Consider the following 20,301-nt stretch of genomic DNA (forward strand, 5'->3'; position numbering starts at 1 on the left):
GCCTCCTCCCTCGTGCCTCCACCGGGCGACCGGATTCGGTCTCCTCAACCGCTGGCAACTCGGATAGCGTGCCATGCTCCGGCAATAACCCGCAGCTCGCTTCTCTCGGCCGCCGGTGCCTCACGGGGCGAGCGAACCACGCCATTACGGAGGTGACCTTGCGCAATCTCACGATAGGAGACCTGAAGCTCGCGCTGCGCGACCTGCTCGACGAGAGGGTCGAGGAGCTGCGGCTCTCGGCCACGGGCAGGCTGTACGAGCCGCGGCTCCGGGCGAGGCAGAAGGAGATCGACGCGATCCCCGACGCCGCGGGCACGCAGGCGCCCCTCGCCCGGGAGCTCTCCGACGCCGACGTCCGGCACGACGGAATTGGGGCGGCCATCTTTTTCCTCTGCAGGGCCATCGAGGCGCACCCCTCGCTGGCGCCGGAGGTGAAGGCGGCGGCGGCCGGAGCGCAGCAGGCGTTCGTGCCGAGGCTCGACGTGCTCCGCGCGCCGTACGCGGACGAGGCGTCGGCGGCGCTCGACAACCGGCCCGAGCTGACCCGGCTCAAGGCGGAGCTGAAGGCCGTGGCCACGCCCGGCGGGGGGAGCCTGCACGAGTGGGTGAAGGCGTTCGTCGCGGCCGGGGACGAGATCGACAAGCTCCTGCGCAAGCGCGCGACGCTGCTCGCGACAGGGGAGAACGCGGCGGCCACGGGGCCGCTGCGGGGCGCCGCGGTGGGGCTGCTGGGGCGGTTCAGGGAGGCGCTCCGGGACGAGATCCAGGAAGAGGGCAGCAAGCTGCCGGCGGACCACGAGGCGCGGCTGTTCGCGTACGTCGACAAGCTGAACGCCGATCGGGAGCGGGCGGCGCGCGGGCGCGCGGCGCCGGCGGCGGGCGGTCCTGCGGCGCCGGGCGAGCCGGCGCCGGCGGAGCCGGTCGTGGTCGCCGACCCGGATTTGTAGCACACATCACACAGGCGACATGGGCGGGGGCCTGCGCAGCAGGCACCTGCCCATGTGCCGACATGCCCGCTGCCTGCTCGACCAGGTACCGGCCCATGTCTCGACATGCCCGCCGCCTGCTCGGCCAGGCACGTGCCCATGTCTCGACATGCCGGGCGCCTGCTCGGCCAGGCACCGGCCCATGTCTCGACATGCCGGGCGCCTGCTCGGCCAGGCACCGGCCCATGTCTCGACATGCCGGGCGCCTGCTCGGCCAGGCTCCCACCCATCTCGCGACATGGCCACCGCCTTCCCAGCGAGGCTGCCGTGACCACCTTCCTCCTCGGCGCCCCCGCGGCCTAGGATGCGCCGGTGCCGGTCACCCCGCAGCAGGGCAATTTCGTGCGCGTGCGCTCGCGCCTCTATCTCGTCGACCAGGTCGCGCAGGACGCGCCCGACGAGGCCGCCGTCGTCCACCTCTCGTGCCTCGACGACGACGCGCAGGGCGCGCGGCTCTCCGTGCTCTGGCAGAGCGAGGTCGACGCGCAGATCGTCGACGCGGCGAGCTGGCGCGAGGTCGCCGCCCGCGGGCTCGACGCGCCGCGCACGTTCGCCGCGTACCTGAACGCGCAGCGGTGGCACTGCGTCACCTCGACGCGCCCCCGGCTGTTCCAGGCGCCGCACCGCGCCGGAATCGAGCTGCACGCCTACCAGCTCGAGCCCCTCCGCAAGGCGCTGCTCCTCCCGCGGGTCAACCTCTTCATCGCCGACGACGTCGGGCTCGGCAAGACCATCGAGGCCGGGCTCATCCTCCGCGAGCTCCTCATGCGCCAGCGCGTGCGCCGCGTCGTCGTCGCGGCGCCGCCCTCGGTCGTCGTCCAGTGGCGCGAGGAGCTCGAGTCCCGCTTCGGCCTCTCCTTCGTGATCCTCGACCGCGAGTTCGTCGCGAAGAAGCGCCGGGAGCGCGGCTACTCCGTCAATCCGTGGCTGACCCACAACCTGTTCATCGTCTCCCACGCACTCGCGCGCGACGAGGCGTACGTCGCGCCGCTCCGCGCCTGTCTGCAGAAAGACGGCGGCGGCTCGATGATGATCCTCGACGAGGCCCACAACGCGGCGCCCGCGAGCGGCGCGAAGTACGCCGTCGACTCCAAGCTCACCGGCGCGGTGCGCGAGCTGGCGGAGCTCTTCGAGCACCGCCTCTTCCTCTCGGCGACGCCGCACAACGGACACTCGAACAGCTTCACCGCCCTGCTCGAGATCCTCGACCCGCAGCGCTTCACCCGCGGGATCCCGCTCGAGGAGCCGCAGCGGCAGCTCGATCCCATCATGGTGCGCCGCCTCAAGTCCGACCTCCGCGAGGTGAAGGTCGCGTTCCCGCGGCGCGAGGTGAAGCAGATCACCATCGACGGCCTGCCCGACGACGCGCCCGAGCTCGTGCTGTCGCGCATGCTCGAGCAGTACCGCGAGCTGCGCGCGCGGCGGCTCGAGCGCGCGTCGCGGAGCGCGCAGGCGGCGGCCGGGCTCCTCGACATCTCGCTGCAGAAGCGGCTCCTCTCGTCGATCGAGGCGCTCCGCTGCACGCTGCTCACCCACCGCGATTCGCTCCGCAAGGCGCGCGAGAAGAAGCAGAAGGAGCAGGGCGCCCGGCCCCCCGCGCCGCCCGCGCCGGTCCGCGAGGAGCGGCTCGACCTCCTGCGCGAGGCCCCGGGCGCCGACGACGAGCGGGCCGGCGTCGGCGAGGACGAGCTGCGGCGCGAGGAGAGCGCGCAGGTCGAGGCCGCGACGCGCGCGTCCAGCGAGGCGACCGAGGCCGAGGAGCTCGCGCTGCTCGACCGCATGATCGAGGTCGCCGAGGCGCACGCGAACGCGCCCGACGCGCGGATCGAGCGGCTCCTCGCCTGGATCCGGGAGAACCTCTGCCCGGACCTCCCCCCGCGCGGGGTCCAGCCCGCGAGGCCCGCCCGCTGGCTCGACCGCTGCAAGGGGCGGGCGCACGCCGCGCGCGTCCTGATCTTCACCGAGTACACCGACACCAAGCGCTACCTGGAACAGCAGCTCCAGGCCGCGCTCGCCTTCACCGACCGCGGCGAGGAGCGCGTCGAGGTCTTCCACGGCGAGATCGCCGACGAGGCGAAGCGCGAGGAGATCAAGCGGGCCTTCAACGGCGATCCGGCCGAGCACCCGGTGCGCGTCCTCATCGCCACCGACGCGGCGCGGGAGGGCGTCAACCTCCAGAGCCACTGCGCGGACCTCTTCCACTTCGACGTCCCGTGGAACCCGAGCCGGATGGAGCAGCGCAACGGGCGCATCGACCGCAAGCTGCAGCGCGAGGAGGCGGTGACCTGCCACTACTTCCTGTTCGCGCAGCGCGCCGAGGACCGCGTGCTCGAGGTGCTCGTCCAGAAGACGAGCACGATCCAGAAGGAGCTCGGCAGCCTGGGGGCGGTCGTCGAGGGGGAGCTCCTGCGCCTGCTCTCGCGGGGCATCCCGCTGCAGCAGGCGGCGGCGCTCTGCGGGAAGATCGGCGCGGTGCAGGGGGCGCCCGCCCCCGACGAGCTCGAGGCCTCGCGCGAGCGGCGCGCGCCGCTCGAGAAGCAGCTCGCCACGCTCCGCGCGCTCCTCGAGGAGTCGCGCGTGCACCTCGGCCTCCGCGGCGGGGACCTGGAGCGCGCCCTCTCCGAGGCGCTCCGGCTGCTCGGCGCCGAGCCGCTGCGGGCCCTCGACCCCGCGCGCGACCGGCTCCCGTCGGGCAAGCCGGCGCCGCCCGGCGCGTACGCGTTCCCGGCGCTGGACCGGCTGCCCGGCGCCGACCCGGGCTGGGCCGAGCTCCTCGACGCGCTGCGCGCGCCCGAGCGGCCGCGCGACGTCGACCTCCGGGCGTGGCGCCGGGAGGCGACGCTCCGGCCCGTCGTCTTCGCGGACACCGGCACGCTCGGCGCCGAGGTCGTCCACCTCCACCTGGAGCACCGGATCGTCCAGCGCCTGCTCGGCCGGTTCCGGTCCCAGGGGTTCCTCCACCACGATCTCTCGCGCGCGACCGCCGTCATCACCGACGAGGCCGAGCCGAAGGTCGTGCTGCTCGGGCGCCTCGGCCTGTACGGGGACCACGCCTCCCGCCTGCACGAGGAGGTCATCCTGGCGGCCGCGCCCTGGGTCGCGCCCGTGGTGCGCAAGACCAGGCTCCGCGGGATGGGGCTCGACCACCACGACGCGATCCTGCGGCAGATGGACGACGCGCTCGCGCGCGGGGAGCGGCCGCACGACAAGGTGAGGGAGGACCTGGCGGCCGCCGCCGAGCGCGACGTCGAGGAGCTGCTGCCGCTGCTCGTCCAGCGCGGCGAGTCCGCGGGCAAGCGCGCCGAGGAGGAGCTCGGCAAGCGGGCGGCGAAGGAGGCGGCGGACATCCACAAGGTGCTCGAGGCGCAGCGCGCGCGCATCCGGAAGCACCACGACGAGCCCCAGCAGGAGCTCCAGTTCACCGAGATCGAGCGGCGCCAGATCGCGTCGGAGCGCGCCTTCTGGGAGGCGCGCCTGCGCACCATCGAGGCCGAGATCACGTCGGAGCCGCAGCGCATCGAGCGCGCCTACCAGGTGCGGGCGCGCCGGCTCGATCCGCTCGGGCTCGTCTACCTCTGGCCGAGGACAGGCTGATGGCAAGCAGCACGACCGCCGCCCACAACCGCGATCTCCAGGCCCACAAGGCGTGGCTCGGCCTCCTCGAGGGCCAGCGCGTGGGCGTCGTCGTCACGCCGCCCGCCCTCGTCGCGGCGCAGGCGTACGCGAACGCCGACGTCATCCCCGCGCAGGACGCGCTGCTCGCGCTCCTGACCGACAAGCCGCGCGACCTCCGCGACGCCATCGCCGACCGGTGGGGGGAGAGCGGCGACGTGGTCCTCAGGCGGCTCGGCCCCTTCTGCGAGGCGGTGCTCGGTTGGCGGCCGGGCGACCTCTGCCCGGTGGCGCCGGACGACGCGCGCTGGTCGGTGTACCTCCGCGAGCAGCGCGAGACGCTCTCGCCGACGCACGTCCTGAGGGATCCCGACGCGCGCGATCCGTCAGCCGCGCCGCTGCTCCTCGTGCGGGAGGAGCCGACGAACACCGACCTCGACGCGGTGCCGCCCGAGCGCGAGGACGGCGGCGGCTGGCGCGCGAGCCCCGAGACGCGCTTCGAGCGGCTGCTGCGCGACACGGGGGTCTCCCTCGGGATCCTCTTCAACGGGGCCAGCATCCGGCTGGTCTACGCGCCGCGCGCGGAGACCCCCGGGTACATCACCTTCCCGGTGCGGGCGATGTGCGAGGTCGGCGGGCGCCCCATCCTCGCCGGCCTGGTGATGCTGCTGCACGAGAGCCGGCTCTTCACCGGCCCGAAGGCGCAGCGGCTCCCGGCGATCGTGGCCGAGAGCCGCAGGTACCAGAGCACCGTCTCGACCCAGCTCGCCGGGCAGGTGCTCGACGCGCTCCACGCCCTGGTGCGCGGGTTCCAGGCGGCGAACGAGGTCGATCCGCGCGGGCGCGGCGAGCTCCTGCGCGAGGTGATGGTCGAGGACCGCGCCCAGGTGTACGGCGGGCTGCTCACCACGCTGATGCGGCTGGTCTTCGTGCTCTACGCCGAGGATCGCGAGCTCTTGCCCGCGGGCGGGATCTACCCCGGGAGCTACTCGGTCACGGGGCTGTTCGAGCGGCTGCGCGAGGACGCGGGCCGGCACCCCGACACGATGCACGCGCGATACGGGGCGTGGGCGCAGCTCCTCACGCTGTTCCGGGTGCTGCACGACGGCGCGCGCGCCCGGGACATGCAGCTCCCCGCGCGCGCGGGGCGCCTCTTCGACCCCGACGTGTACCCGTTCCTCGAGGGGCGCCCCCACGGGACGCGCCGGGCGAAGGGCGAGCGGATCGCGCCGCCGCTCGTGTCGGACGGGGTGATCTACGAGGTGCTCGGGCTCCTGCTGTACCTCGACGGGGACCGGCTCTCGTACCGGTCGCTCGAGGTCGAGCAGATCGGGTCGGTCTACGAGGCGATGATGGGGTTCACGCTCGAGCAGGCCACGGGGCGCTCGATCGCGGTCCTGCCGCACCACGTGGTGATCGACCTGGAGGAGGCGCTCGCGCTGCCCGAGGCGGCGCGGGACAAGCTCCTCGCCGAGGCCGGCTGCAAGCTCGCCGACGCCGCGCAGAAGGCGTGGAGGTCCGCGAAGACCGAGGCCGCGCTGCTGGCGGCGCTCGGCCGCAAGGTCTCGCCGCGGACGCCGGACGTGCTGCCGCAGGGGGCGCTCTACCTGCAGCCCACCGAGGAGCGGCGGCGGTCGGGGAGCCACTACACGCCGCGCGAGCTCACCGAGCCGATCGTGCGGACCACCCTTCAGCCGCAGCTCGACGGGCTCGCCGGGGGGAAGACGCCGCGGGCCGAGCAGATCCTCGCCCTCAAGGTGTGCGACCCCGCGATGGGCTCGGGCGCGTTCCTCGTCGAGTCGTGCCGCTTCCTCGCCGCCGCGCTCGACGCCGCGTGGGGCGAGCACGGCGATGCTCCGGTGATCCCCCCGGACGAGGACCGCGAGCTCCATGCGCGCCGGCTGGTCGCGCAGCGGTGCCTGTACGGCGTCGACAAGAACCCGTTCGCGGTCGACCTGGCCAAGCTGTCGCTGTGGCTGTTCACGCTCGCCAAGGACCACCCGTTCACCTTCCTCGACCACGCCCTCCGGCAGGGGGACTCGCTGGTCGGGCTGTCGAAGGAGCAGATCGCGTGCTTCGACTGGAAGAACACGGGCAAGCCGTCGCTCCTGCTCCGGCCGCGGCTCGCGACGGCGCTGAAGGCGGTCGAGCAGAAGCGCGCGGAGATCCACGCGCTCGGCGACTCGACGGACGTGGCGGAGAAGTCGCGGCTGCTGGGCGATGCGGAGGACCTTGTCGCCGACGTGCGGGCGATCGCCGATCTGGCGGTGCTGGCGTTCTTCTCGGAGAAGAAGGACGCGGCGCGCGAGAAGCACCGGAAGCGGCTGGCCGACACCGTGGTGGAGCCGTTCCTGTCCGGAAGGCTCGCGGGGCATACGCTCCGCGAGCAGGCGGATGGGCTGCGGACGCTTGTGCCGCCGGTGACGCCGTTCCACTGGGAGCTGGAGTTCCCGGAGGTGTTCGCGCGGGAGAACCCGGGGTTCGATGCGTTCGTGGGGAATCCGCCGTTCGCGGGGAAGAACGTGATTTTTGCTGCATCTGGCGAAGCCTATGTTTATCTTCTTATCGAGACTTATGAGGCTGCACACGGAAGCAGCGATCTCGTCGCATACTTCTTTCGTCGCGCTTTCGCCCTCTGTCGTCACCAAGGCACCATGGGGCTCATCGCGACCAACACGATCGCACAGGGCGACACGAGAACGACCGGATTGACCTGGATCTGCACGCACGGCGGCACCATCTACGAGGCAAGGCGGCGTATGCGATGGCCAGGCGCTGCTGCGGTCATCGTGAGCGTGGTATGGATCGAAAAAGGCAACGCAGTTAGCCGACGCTCCCGCTGCAAACTCGACGGTCGCCCAGTCAACCAAATCACTGCGTTCCTCTTCCACCAAGGAGGACACAACAACCCGGAACGACTTCACAGCAACAAGGGAAAGAGCTTCATTGGAAGCTACATTCTTGGCAGCGGCTTCCTGTTTGAAGACGGAAACGCGAAGGCGACACCAATCATTCAAATGGAAGAAGCAATCAGATCCAATGAAAGGAATAGAGACCGAATTTTCCCATTACAGGGCGGCGAGCACCTCAACACGAACCCACACCTAAGGGCAACACGATATGTAATCAACTTCGCAGACATGGACGAACACGAAGCTCGTCGATGGCCAGACCTGTTCGCAATCGTAGAAGCCAAGGTCCGGCCCGAGCGAATGAGACTTGGAGACAATGGCGACGCACGGCGCCGGAAGGCGAACTGGTGGAGATGGGGCCAATATTCGCACGCTCTATTTGGAGCTATTCGAAACCTCCCCTGCGTATTGGCAAATTCTCAAGTCAGCACCCATCTTGCATTCGCGCGCCAACCAAGTGGCTACGTATTTGGACACACGCTTAACGTCATTGCAACGAGTTCATTCGCAGCCTTCGCCAGTGTCCAAGCACGCCCTCACGAAGTCTGGGCTCGCTTCTTCGCCTCGTCGATGAAGGACGACCTCCGCTATACACCTTCGGACTGCTTCGAGACCTTCCCCTTCCCCGAGGACTGGCAGTCCAATCCCGTGCTCGAGGCGATCGGCAAAGCCTACTACGAGTTCCGCGCCGCCCTCATGGTGGAGATCGACGAAGGCCTGACCAAGACCTACAACCGCTTCCACGACCCCGACGAGCGCTCCCCCGGCATCCTGAAGCTCCGCGCGCTGCACGCCGAGATGGACCGCGCCGTGCTCGACGCCTACGGCTGGCATGACGTGCCGACCGCCTGCGAGTTCCTCCTCGATCACGACGACGAGGACGACGACGAGGGCGGCAAGAAGCGGAAGCGAAAGCCCTACCGCTACCGCTGGCCCGACGAGGTGCGCGACGAGGTCCTGGCCCGGCTGATCGAGCTCAACCGCGTCCGCGCCGAGGACGAGCGCAGGCGCGGGGTGGCGGTGGCGCGCTCCGCGCGCACACTGGACGAGGAGGAGGACGGCGATGGCGACGGCTGAAGCAGGCGCGCTCGGCGCGCTCGGGAGCTCGCCCCCGCCGCCCCCCCGAGAACACCATGCTTAGACGGCTGGAGCTCGACGGCATCGGGCCGGCCGACAAGCTCACCTTCGGGCCGCTCGCCCCCCGGCTGAACCTCATCACCGGCGACAACGGCCTCGGCAAGTCGTTCCTCCTCGATCTCGCCTGGTGGGCGCTCACGCGGACCTGGCCGCAGTACCCGGCCGTCCCCAGGCGGCCCGACGCGTCCATCGGGTTCGCCTTCGACGGCCTCAAGGGGCTCACCGAGGACGTGTCCCCCTGGATCCCGAAGGCCCAGGACTGGAAGCGCAAGCGAGGGCGGCCGTCGAACCCCGGCCTCGTCCTCTACGCGCGCTCCGACGGGGCGTTCTCGGTCTGGGACCCCGCGAAGAACTACCGTCTCTACCGCGGCGCGGACGGCAGCGAGCGGGAGATGCTCCCCGCCTACCACTTCACGCCGGGTCAGGTCTTCGACGAGCTCCGCGCCGGCGACAACCAGGTGGTCTGCCGGGGATTGCTCGACGACTGGACGCGCTGGCAGCAGTCCCACGACCCCCGCTTCGCGATGCTCTCCCGGATGCTCGAGGCGCTGTCCGAGGATCCGGAGCGGCCCATGGAGGCCGGCAAGCCCACACGGCCCTTCCTGGAGGACGTCCGCGACGTCCCCACCATCAAGATGCCTTACGGCGACGAGGTCCCGGTGATCTTCGCCGCGGCCGGGATGCAGCGCATGCTCAAGCTGGCGTACCTGCTCACCTGGGCGTTCTCGGAGCACGAGGAGGCGGCGCGGCGGCAGGCGCTCCCGCTCTCGGAGCAGGTCATCCTGCTCATCGACGAGCCCGAGACCCACCTCCACCCCAGGTGGCAGCGTGCGGTGCTCCCGGGGCTGCTCAAGACGATCGGCGCGTGGGGCGCGCATGCGCCGCGCGTCCAGGTGATCGCCGCCACGCACTCTCCGCTGGTGCTCGCGTCGGTGGAGCCGCTGTTCGATCCCGAGAGCGACGCGCTCTGGAAGCTCGATCTCGTGGACGGCGCCGTGCAGATCGCGCAGGACGCGTGGCACAAGCGGGGGGACGTCAACCGCTGGCTGATGTCCGACGTGTTCGATCTCGACGCCGCCACGTCCACCGAGGCCGAGGCCGTGCTCCGCCAGGCGCGAGCGTTGCTCCGGGATTCGAGCCCCGATGCGGCCGAGGTCAGGCAGGTCAACGAGGCCCTCCTCCGCACGCTCCCCGAGATGGATCCCTTCCTGGTGCGCTGGCGGTACTACGTCCAGCAGCACGCCGGCGGGAAATCTGCGTGATCCGCGTCCAGCCAACCGCCGAGCCCCCCGACTTCGACGCGAAGGTCCGGCAGAGGGGGAAAGCGGCGCTCCAGGAGCTGGACGGCTCGGCCGAAGCGCCCAGACGACGCGGACCCCCGCGGAAGAAGCTCGCCGGCCGGTCCGGGCGCACAGGACGGGTCCGAGGCCGGCGGCCGCCTGCACGGCGGCGACCCGCGTGCGGCCATCCGCCTCCGCCGTACGGCGCGATTCGGGCTCACTGGCCATCGCTTGGAGGTAGGTCACGAACGCCTCGCGGTGGACCAGGCGCAGCTTGCCGAGCTTCGTGATCGGCAGCGGGAAGCCCGGCGCGCGGATCGTATCGAGGACGACGCGCGCCGAGATCCCGGTGACCGACTCGACGTTCTTCTGCGAGAGCATCGCCGGCTGCGGCGCCGTGATGGTGAGGCCATCCAGCGGGATCGCGAGCGTCACGGTGGCCGTGGCCTCGGGGCGATTCTCCCTGGGGGTGTGCCACCCGCCGACGGGCGCCTCCGGGATCGTCCGGTCGATCGGGCGCATGCCGCTTTCGGCCTGACGAAGAGCAAGTTGTCCCGAACCACGCGCGAGAGCCGCGGATGCCATGCCGTTCCTCCGTCCGTCTCGATTCGTGAGTAACCGTGACCGACGCCGCCGGAAGGTGCCCGAAAAGGTAGTTCTGCCCCCAGGGTAGTTCGACACGAACTACCCTGGTACGTGCCTGGGGAAGATGTGACGTTGTTTTGCGGGGTTAGGTGCTCCGGGAAGGGCCGCTGAGGCGCCGAAATTGGGGGGAGCGAAGGGCGCGATTCGGTAGTTCTGAGCGCCCCTCGGCGCCGCGCGCGGAGGCGACACCCAGGGGTGCGTCGGGGTCGGCGCGGCGCGTAGGATGCGACCGGCGCGCACCTGCGTTCGGGCTCGCTTCACTTCAGCGGCGGCCTACCACACGAATGCCTCGATACTGGCATGGATGGGTCGATTCCGCATGAGGTCAGCGCTTGACCCGCGAAGCAGCGTCGTGGCACTTCTGTGCGTCAGGGAGGCTGCGATGGCGCCAGTTCCGCGATGTGTGCTCCGGGCGTTGATCCCGCTCTGGATGTTTCTCGCTTGCATGCTCTCGCAGGGCGGGTGCCAGTGCATCTTCAGCGACCCGATCCCGGAGCCGCATGGCTTCATCGCCTGCCGGACCGAGCGCGCGCACCGTCCTGCCACGCCCCGCCCCGCGCCGGAGGTCGAGACCGTCGCGGCCGGCACCATTCCGGGGACGTTCTCCATCTCGAGCACCGGGGAGGCCGTGTACACGATGGACTTGACCACGGTGCCCTCCCGCGCGGGCATGGGACCAAGGCTCCAGCTCGTCTATCGCAGCGATGGCGGCGACGGCGTGCTCGGCGCCGGCTTCTCCATCGCAGGGCTCTCCGCGATCACGCCGTGTCCCAAGAACCTCGCGCAAGACGCGGAAATCCGCGCCGTGAGGTACGACGGCGACGACGCGCTCTGCCTCGACGGCCAGCGCCTCGTGCCCGTGCGAGAGGGGCCCGGGATCATCGAGTACCGGACGTTCCCGGATACCTTCGTCAAGGTGGTCGGGCACTATCCTCCAGAAGGTGCTTCGCCCGCCGAGGCGCTCTTCTTCGAGGCGCACCTGCCCAACGGCCGTGTCGTCGAGTACGGGCGCACCGAGGGCAGCAAGCCGCTCGCGCGGGGCGGCGCCCCGCGCGCGTGGCTCGCGAACAAGGCCCGCGACGGCCGCGGCAACGCCGTGACGTACGCGTACTGCGTCGCAGAGGCGGAGGACGGCCATGCCGCCGAGTACGCGGTGGACGAGATCCGCTACACGGGCTTCGAGGGGGCGCCGTCGCTCGAGCCTTCGCGGGCGGTGCGCTTCGTGTATGGGACGAAGGACCCGGCTGCGATTCGCACCGGCTATTCGGGCGGCATGGCGCTCCAGCGCGCGCTTCGCCTGGACGAGGTCCAGATGCTCGGCCCGGACGATACCCTCGTCCGGCGCTACGGGTTCGGCTACGAGCTCGGCCCGGCGACGCGCCGCACGCTCCTGACGCAGGTCGAGGAGTGCGCGAGCGACGGGGTTTGCAAGCCCGCCACGCGGTTTCGCTACAACCGCGCCACGCCCGGGTTCAAGCGGATCACGACGGGCATCGACAGGCCGGTCTCCGAGAGGGCGAGCCCGATGCTGTTCGACGTCGACGGCGATGGGCGCGACGACCTCGTGATTCCGGACATGGTCGCGGAGCTCAGCACACCGAGCAATCCGATCACCGCGTGGTGGGCGGCGCGAAACCTCGGGCCCCGCGCCCCGCCGTCCTTCCTCGCACCGGCGGAGCTCGCCCTCCTCGAAGAGTGGCCCACGGTCGCCGATCCGATGGGACCCTCCGACCCGACCCTTCTTCAGCCCGAGCTCGGGACGGTCCTGGACTACGACGACGACGGGCGGGCGGACGTGCTGCTCCACGACGTCTACGGTGCGAAGGTCACGTGGCATGTGCTCCTGTCCCGGCCGGATTGGACCTTCGCGCTCCATGACACGGGCATCCGCAGGCCCTTGCCGCTCGGGGTCACGCCCGCGCCGCCCAGCTTGAGCAGCCCCGGCGCATCGATGCACCTGGCCGATCTGGACGGCGATGGCGTGCCGGATCTGATCCAGTGCGAGGACCATGCCCGCGAGGGACAGGCGCCGCTCCCGCTCGCAGCCGTGTGGGCCGTCCATCTCTGGCGGCCCGCACGCGGCGGGGCGCCCGCGGGATTCGCCCCAATGGGCGAATCGATCGAGCTGCTCACCGGCTATCCCTGCGATACGGAGCTCCACACGCTCGATCTCGACGCCGACAGCAAGATTGATCTCATCGTGCCGTCGATGCGGCGGTTCGGTGACGGGACGGTCGTCCTCGGATCGAGCTACGACGCGATCATGCGCCGGGGCGAGGGGCGCTGGGAGGTGATCGACACCGAGCTACCCGTCGTGTGGGGCGGAGGCCGCGTCGTCTTTCTCGACGTGAACGGAGACGGCCTGCCCGATGCCGTCGAATCCGGCCCGGGTGACCACCAGCTCTATACTTACGTCAACACGGGGCCGACCTTCGTGGCCTCGCCGTTCCGGACCGTCGATGCGTTCAGCTTCGGCGATCTGTTCGGTCTTCCCGATCAGGACGCGTTCTTCCGGTTCGCCGTGCCCCTCGACTTCAACGGCGACGGGCGGCAAGATCTCCTGATGCCCGTCCCTCCAGGCATGCTGCTGGGCGGCTCCGACGCGCTCCCGTCATGGGCCGTCCTGCTCGCGACGGGCGACCGTGCGGGCCCGCCCTTCAGGCTCGTCGACGCAGGGGTGCCGTTCGAGCCCAGCCTCGGCGATGCGGTCACCCTGGCCGATCCGCGCGGGCCGCGCACCGGCGACGTCGACGGGGATGGGGCGCAGGACGTGATCCTCTCGCTCGGCGGCGTGTTCAACGTCTTCCAGAACCTCTCGGCCGACCAGGATCTCCTGGTCGCGGTCTCCGATGGGATGAACGCGCACGATTCGATTGAGCCGGGCTTCGTTCCCAACGTGAGCATCTCGTACGGCCACCTGACCGATACGCCGGTCACGAGCGAAGGCGCTGCGGAGGACCCGATGCGGCGGAGCGCGCTCTACCTCGCGCGTTCTGGCGCGGCGGACGACTGCGGCTACCCGCGTCGCTGCGTCGTGGGCCCTCGCCGGGTGGTCAGCGCGTATGCGCTCAACAACGGCGCGGACCGACAGCGGCGCTTCGAGGTCGGCTACCGCGACGGGCGCTACCACCGGCTGGGCCGCGGATTTCTCGGGTTCGGGGAGCGGATCGTCTCCGACCTGGATACGGGCGCCGTGGCGATCGACGTCTACGACCACGTCACCTTCGACGACGAGCTGCATCGCCGGGAGCGTCCAGCGGACGTTGCGCGGGGCTCCTGGGCTGGCGAGCCAGCCCAGGCCGGAGCAGATCGAGCTCGCCTTCGTCGACGTACAGCGGACGCTCGTCCCGACGAACGACGGCGCGACGTACTTCACGCTGCCCACCGAGCGCCGGGTGAGGCGAGCGCAAGGGGTCTATCCGCCCCCGGGCGGCGCGGCGCCGTCCATCGAGGCGTACGTACGGGAGATCGAGCGCAGAGGAGGCGACGGCGCGACGCTGCTGCGCGATTCGGTATCGAAGGTGACGGACTTCGACGAGTTCGGCAACGTGCGCGCCGAGGAGGTCTCGACCGATGGCGTCGACCTGACGCTCAAGGTCACGCGGACGTTCAGGAACGACACCGAGCGCTGGGTCCTCGGCCAGCTCGAGACGCAGGAGGAGTGCAGCGCGGCGGCGGGGATGTCGCCGTGCCGGAGCCTCACGCGAACGACCACGATCTACGGCGAGGTGGAGACCGAGTCCACGGAGAGCGACGACGGCCTGCGGGACACGAAGCTGAAGCTCACCTATGCGCGCGACGACTTCGGGAACATCACCGGCGTCACAGCGGAGGACGCCTTCGGGCACAAGCGCACATCCAGCACGGACTTCGACGAAGAGGGCCTCTTCCCCGAGAAGTACGTGAACGCGGCCGGGCACACAATGCTCGTGGAGTTCGACGGCGCGCTCGGCGTGCTTCTCGAGCAGGTCGATCCGAATCAGCGCGTCACGGCGTGGCTGTACGACGGCTTCGGCCGCCTCGGCGTCGAGAAGCGTCCGGACGGCACGACGACGACGGTGGCGCTCTCGCGCACCAAGGACGGTGGGCCGAACCAGGACGCCTGGCGCGTGATGGAGCGGAGCACAACGGCCGGCGGCGCCGACGACACGGTCGAATTCGACAGCCTTGGCCGCCCGATCCGGTGGTGGTGGTACGGGCCCGACCCGGAGGCTGCGCAGGGCTCGAGCAAGGCAAAGCGCATCCTGCAAGAGATCGGGTATGACGCGCTGGGCGAGCGCATCGCGCGGCGCTCGGTGCCGGTCCGCGAAGATACCCCCGAGCGTGAGCGGCTGTACGAGCGCTACGAGCACGACGCCGTGGGCCGCGAGGTGCGGCATACGACGCCGTGGAACGCGGTCACGACGACGGCGTACGATGGCCTGCTCGTGCGCGTCACCGACCCGCTCGATCACGTGACGGTGACCGAGCAGGACCCGCTGGGGCGCATCAAGACCATCATCGATGCGGCCGACGGGATCACTCGCTACAGTTACGGCCCGTTCGGCATGCTCCACACGGTCACCGATCCAGGCGGTGCGGTGACGCGCACGAGGCGCGACGCGTTCGGCCGTGTCCGGCAGCTCGACGACCCCGATCGGGGCACGACGGTCTCGATCCATGACGGCTTTGGCGAGCTGATCTCCTCGACCGATGCGCTCGAGCGAAAGGTCACGTGGACGTACGACGCGCTCGGTCGACCCCGCTCGCGCGTGGACCAGGACGGCGCGGAGAGCCTGACGACCTCGTGGACCTGGGACACCGCGGCGCACGGGATCGGCAAGCTCCACGCGCTCGCGAGCCGCGACGGGGAGAAGACATTCGGGTACACCGACCGTGGCCAGCTCGACACGATCTCGCTCCGCATCGACGGAGAGCGCTCTCCCCTGGAGGCCAGGCTGGGCTACGACGAGCTCGGTCGCGTCGAGACGGTCGCGTATCCGGCGCCTGCCGGCGCGGCGCCGTTCGTCGTGGCCCACGATCGCGACGCGCACGGCCATGTGCTCGCCGTGCGCGACAGCGGAACGAAGCTCGCCTACTGGCGCCTTTCGGACGTGGACGACGCGGGGCGCTTCGGGGAGGAGGTGTTCGGCAATGGCGCCGTCACGGAGCGGAGCTACTTCGCCGACAAGCAGCGCCTGAGGCACATGGCGACGCAGAGCGCCGCGGGCGAGGTGCAAGACCTGGACTACGGCTATGACGATCTCCTCAATCTCACGCGCCGCACCGACGCGCTCCAGCCCGAGAACACGACGGAGCGCTTCCGCTACGATCCGCTCCAGCGGCTGACCTGCGCGTACTTCGGCGACGTCGAGCGCGCCTCGGCGCCCTGCGCGCTCCGCTACGACTACCACCCGAACGGCAATCTCACCTTCAAGTCGGACGTCGGAACGCTCTCCTACGATGACCCGCTGCACCCGCACGCGGTCACCGGCGCGGGCACGGGCAGCTTCGCGTACGACGCCGTTGGCAATCAGATCGCGCGGCCAGGTGGCACGACGGTGCGCTATACGCCGTTCGATCTGCCGGAGCGCATCACGCAGGGCGCGACCACCATCACGTTCGGGTACGACGGCGACCAGCGGCGGATCCGCAAGACCACCCCGGAGAAGGAGACGCTCTACTTCGGCGACCTGGTCGAGCGGGTCACCGATCGGGCGTCGGGCACCGTGAAGCATCGGTACCACGTCCACTCGCCGGAGCGGGTCGTGGCGATCGTGACCCGGGGAGGCTCGGACGGCGGCACCCGTTACGTGCACGTCGATCACCTCGGCTCGATCGATGCGCTCACCGATGAGGACGGCGACGTGATCGAGCGGCGGAGCTACGACCCGTTCGGGCAGCGCAGGAACCCCGTATGGGGAGAGCGCCCGCCGGCGTCGTTCCCGAGCGAGACGACGCAGGGGTTCACCGGGCACGAGGGCGACGACGAGCTCGGGCTCGTGAACATGAAGGGCAGGATCTACGATCCCAGGATCGGGCGATTCTTGACGACGGACCCGATCGTGTCGATTCCGTCCTTCGGGCAGAGCTGGAACCCGTACAGCTACGTGCTGAACAACCCGCTCGCCTACGTCGACCCGGGCGGCTTTCAGCAAGCGCCCCCGGAAGACGGGGCTCGCCCACCGCCGCCGCCTGGCGCGGAGCTCAGGTTGGAAGTACACGACCTGGCGCCGCTCGGACTCGATCTGCGCGTCGTCCCGTCCCCGAAGCACGAGGCGCGCCCCGACACCGATACCAACACCGTGGCTGCCGAGACGGGCGGCGCCATGCCGCCGATCGACGTCAGCACGACCGGCAGCGCGTCCGGGCATGTGCCCCAGCCGGTGACCACGGCGCCGATCGACTGGTCGCAGAACCCCTATGTACAGCTCGAGGGCGGTTTCGTCGCCGGGCTGTTGCTCGGGGCGGTCCCTTTCGCCGGCGTCGGGCATGGGCTGCTGGACGCCGCGGGCGTGCTGGCCCATGGGACGCCGGAAGCCAGGATGGGGCTGGCCATCGGGCAGATCGTGGGTGGGATCGCCCTCACCATCGGGGGCTTGACGGGGGAGGTCTTCGGGGGCATCACGAGCGCCACCGGCGTCGGCGCGGCGGTCGGTGTGCCTGCGATCGTCGTGTCGACCGGGCTCGTCGTCGGTGGGGTCGGCAACATCGCGGCGGGGATTCAGGGGCTGTCGCAGGCGCTGATGTCGCAGGGGTCGGGGAGCAATGGACCGCGGGGGACGGTGCCCGCCGGAGGGTTGATAAGTCCAATTCGCAATGTGCATCTGGCCGGCAAAACACACCCAAAGACTGGGGTTCCATTCGACAAGAGCGGATACCCAGACTTCTCATCATATCGGCATCCGAATGTTGCCGACGTTCGGATCGAGCTTTCCGGATCGCGATCGACGGACTTCGCGCGAGCAAACGCCGCGGCTGGCCTGAAGGAAACTCCCGTTGGGTACACATGGCACCACCACCAGGACAAGGGCCTCATGCAGCTGGTCGAGGCGAACGTACACAAATACACAGGGCACACCGGCGGTTTCAGATAACGCGGAGGAGGCAGATGTGAAATTCTTTGATGACAATTCCATGTACTCAGGCCCGATTCTCAGTGGTGAAATGGTTGGTCGTGCACAGGCGAATCTTGGAGTCCGGTTGCCTGACGCCTATATCGAAGTGCTTCAAGAAAGAAACGGCGGAGTTCCGGTTCGAAGGTGTTTCCGAACAACCAGGCGCACATCATGGGCGGAGGATCATGTCGAGGTTTCCGCTCTCCTCGGACTCGGCTTCGACCGAGGGATAGATGGCGAGCTTGGTAGTGCATACCTGATCCAGGAGTGGGGGTATCCCGACATTGGCGTCGTCATTTGTGACACACCATCCGGAGGTCACGATACCGTGATGCTCGACTACCGTGAATGCGGCCCGGAGGGCGAGCCTCGGGTGGTGTACGTCGACGAGGACCGCAGCATCCTGCTCTTGGCACAGAATTTTGCTGAGTTCATCGCGGGCTTGCTCGACTGCGACGAGTTGCAGAGCTCGAAAGGCTGACACGCGAGCGACACGGCAACGGCAAGCTGCTCGCGCCGCGGGTCGCGGCGATCGTCGTGACCCGGGGAGGCTCGGACGACGGCACGCGCCATGTGCACGCCGACCACCTCGGCTCGGTCGACGCGCTCACCGACGAGGATGGCGACGTGATCGAACGGGGTCGTGGCGATCGTCACCCGGGGAGGCTCGGGCGCCGGCACGCGGTACGTGCACGTCGACCACCTCGGCTCGGTCGACGCGCTCACCGACGAGAACGGCGACGTGATCGAGCGGCGGAGCTACGACCCGTTCGGGCAGCGCAGGAACCCCGTGTGGGGGGAGCGCCCGCCTGCGTCTTTCCCGAGCGAGACGACGCAGGGGTTCACCGGGCACGAGAGCGACGATGAGCTCGGCCTCGTGAACATGAAGGGCAGGATCTACGATCCAAGGATCGGGCGGTTCTTGACCACGGACCCGATCATCTCCCTCCCGTTCTTTGGGCAGAGCTGGAACCCGTACAGCTACGTGCTGAACAACCCGCTCGCATCCTGCTCCGTGCTCGACGTCCCCCGACCGAGTTCATCCTTGCCGCTTTGCGTCGTGCCCCTACGGGCGCGGATCGCAGGAGGAGGGGTCAACGTCATCATGGCAAAGCAAGCAGCGGACTTCGACGAGCGCCACCGGCATTGGCGCGGCGATCGGCGTGCCTGCGATGGCCGTGTCGACCGGGCTCGTGGTCGGTGGAGTCGGAAACATCGCGCCGGGGATTCAGGGGCTGTCGCAGGCGTTGATGTCGAGCGGGTCGGGGAGCACGGGGCCAAAGGGGACGGCTCCGGCCGCAGGTACGCGTTCGGTAGAGCCCATCCTGACGCCGAGCAGGCCCGGGACATAGGCTTGCCTTGCGATGCGAGAGCGACGGCAGGGCGCCGGCACCAGCGGCGAGACCGGACTGAGCAGACCGGAGGCGAAGGCCGAAGAGCGCGCCGCGCGCGACGTCGGCGCGCGGAGGCGGCGCGCCGGCAGATCGAGCGCCTCGGCTGTCGAGCCTGAGCAGCAGAAGAAGGGCCGCTCGCGGCGCGCCGCCGCGGATGGCGGAGATGCGTCGCCGCCGCGGCAACGCCGGCGAGCAGTGCCCACGGCGAGCGCGACGCCGCCGGAGGTCACCCGTAGCGCAGAGCAGGCGCTGCAGCGTTCAGGCGGCCAGCGTGGCCGGCGCCCAGGTCCACGGGCTGGAAGCGAGCCGCTGCCGAGCGTCGGTGTTCTCGAGGGTCTGCTTCCAGGACTTGGGAGCGAGCTCGAGGACCCGATCGCGCGGCCAGCCCGGCAGCAGGGTCAGCACGTCGCGCAGGTAGGCCCAGGGGTCGAGCTGGTGCAAGGCGCAGGAGGCGATCAGCGACACGATGGTGGCGTTCCACTCCGCCCCGTCGTCACTGCCCACGAAAATCCAGTTCTTACGGCCGAGTGCCTCCCTGCGGAGCTCGAGCTCGCTGCGGTTGTTATCCAGGCGAAGCCGCCCGTCCTCGAGGAAGCGGGTGAGCGCAGTCCACTGGTTGCGCGCATACCCGATGGCTCCGGCGATGGGGCTCCTGGGCAGCACGAGCAGTTCCTCGCGGTCGAGCCATGCGCGGAAGGCATCGAGTACGGGCTGGGCGCTGCTGCGGGAGCACCCCGGTGGCGTCGATGGCGATGCAATGCGCGGAGAGCGCATCCTTGGCCATAGCGCCGACCAGATGGCCCAGCACCTCGGCGCACGAGCTGACCCAGCCGCAGAGCGTCGAGCGCGCCAGGTGCACCCCTTGGCGCTCGAAGATCTTCTCCTGCCGATGCAGCGGCAGGTGATCGCCGTATTTGCTCACCAGCACGTGCGCGAGCAGCCCTGGTCCGGCGAGCGACCGGGGGACGGGACTGTCGGCCACCTCCGCGATGACCACGCCCGCTCCCGGCTCGCCCTGTTTGGCAAACTTGGGTCGTACGATCTGCAGCCGCACGAAGCTCGCGGGCCGCCACTCCAGCGTCCTCGGATGCTCTAGCATCCACCACGGCGGCGGCAGCGTCGCCCCGGGACGGCGCGTGACGGGACGGCGCCCAGGCGAGGGTGAGAGCGAAGAGCGGTGCTCCGGCGCGTTCACGGACCAGCTGCCGGGATGAGGCGCGCGACCCGGGCGCGGCCGG

General features: G+C 70.1%; 8 protein-coding genes and 2 pseudogenes. 9 read left to right on the top strand and 1 reads right to left on the bottom strand.

Annotated features, from left to right (window positions below; all coding sequences use genetic code 11):
* The first annotated feature begins 152 nt into the window (after nucleotides 1–152).
* The 9 genes and pseudogenes from WME98_RS11885 to WME98_RS11925 all read left to right on the top strand — a co-directional run bounded on the left by WME98_RS11885 (nucleotide 153) and on the right by WME98_RS11925 (nucleotide 19,179).
* Nucleotides 153–947 carry a hypothetical protein gene (locus tag WME98_RS11885; protein ID WP_437951435.1) on the top strand — a complete coding sequence of 265 codons (795 nt, stop codon included), beginning with the start codon at nucleotides 153–155 and terminating at the stop codon, nucleotides 945–947.
* A gap of 351 nt (nucleotides 948–1,298) precedes the next feature.
* The gene (gene drmD / locus WME98_RS11890) at nucleotides 1,299–4,580 is read left to right on the top strand and encodes a DISARM system SNF2-like helicase DrmD (RefSeq protein ID WP_437951436.1); all 3,282 of its coding nucleotides are present in this window, start codon (nucleotides 1,299–1,301) and stop codon (nucleotides 4,578–4,580) included.
* Complete coding sequence (locus WME98_RS11895) at nucleotides 4,580–8,587, top strand: Eco57I restriction-modification methylase domain-containing protein (protein WP_437951437.1); 4,008 nt, start codon at nucleotides 4,580–4,582, stop codon at nucleotides 8,585–8,587. Before drmD ends, WME98_RS11895 begins: the two co-directional genes overlap by 1 nt.
* Nucleotides 8,588–8,643: 56 nt before the next feature.
* A complete protein-coding gene (locus WME98_RS11900; RefSeq protein WP_437951438.1) occupies nucleotides 8,644–9,909 on the top strand; it encodes an AAA family ATPase in 1,266 nt (421 codons plus the stop codon).
* 292 nt (nucleotides 9,910–10,201) lie between these two features.
* Complete coding sequence (locus WME98_RS11905; RefSeq protein ID WP_437951439.1) at nucleotides 10,202–10,465, top strand: hypothetical protein; 264 nt, start codon at nucleotides 10,202–10,204, stop codon at nucleotides 10,463–10,465.
* A gap of 489 nt (nucleotides 10,466–10,954) precedes the next feature.
* Nucleotides 10,955–16,938, top strand: a pseudogene (locus tag WME98_RS11910) (RHS repeat-associated core domain-containing protein); the annotation flags it as partial.
* Nucleotides 16,939–17,297: 359 nt separating this feature from the next.
* A complete protein-coding gene (locus tag WME98_RS11915; RefSeq protein ID WP_437953973.1) occupies nucleotides 17,298–17,648 on the top strand; it encodes an HNH endonuclease in 351 nt (116 codons plus the stop codon).
* 16 nt (nucleotides 17,649–17,664) lie between these two features.
* On the top strand, nucleotides 17,665–18,150 hold the full coding sequence (locus tag WME98_RS11920) for an SMI1/KNR4 family protein (protein ID WP_437951440.1): 486 nt from the start codon (nucleotides 17,665–17,667) through the stop codon (nucleotides 18,148–18,150).
* 162 nt (nucleotides 18,151–18,312) lie between these two features.
* The gene (locus tag WME98_RS11925) at nucleotides 18,313–19,179 is read left to right on the top strand and encodes an RHS repeat domain-containing protein (RefSeq protein WP_437951441.1); all 867 of its coding nucleotides are present in this window, start codon (nucleotides 18,313–18,315) and stop codon (nucleotides 19,177–19,179) included.
* Nucleotides 19,180–19,321: 142 nt separating this feature from the next.
* On the opposite strand, the pseudogene WME98_RS11930 reads toward WME98_RS11925, so the two are convergent.
* Nucleotides 19,322–20,009 (bottom strand): annotated as a pseudogene (locus tag WME98_RS11930) (IS66 family transposase); the annotation flags it as partial.
* Between the last annotated feature and the right edge of the window lie 292 nt (nucleotides 20,010–20,301).

Source organism: Sorangium sp. So ce296, from assembly GCF_051529605.1.
Taxonomy (GTDB): domain Bacteria; phylum Myxococcota_A; class Polyangia; order Polyangiales; family Polyangiaceae; genus Sorangium; species Sorangium cellulosum_D.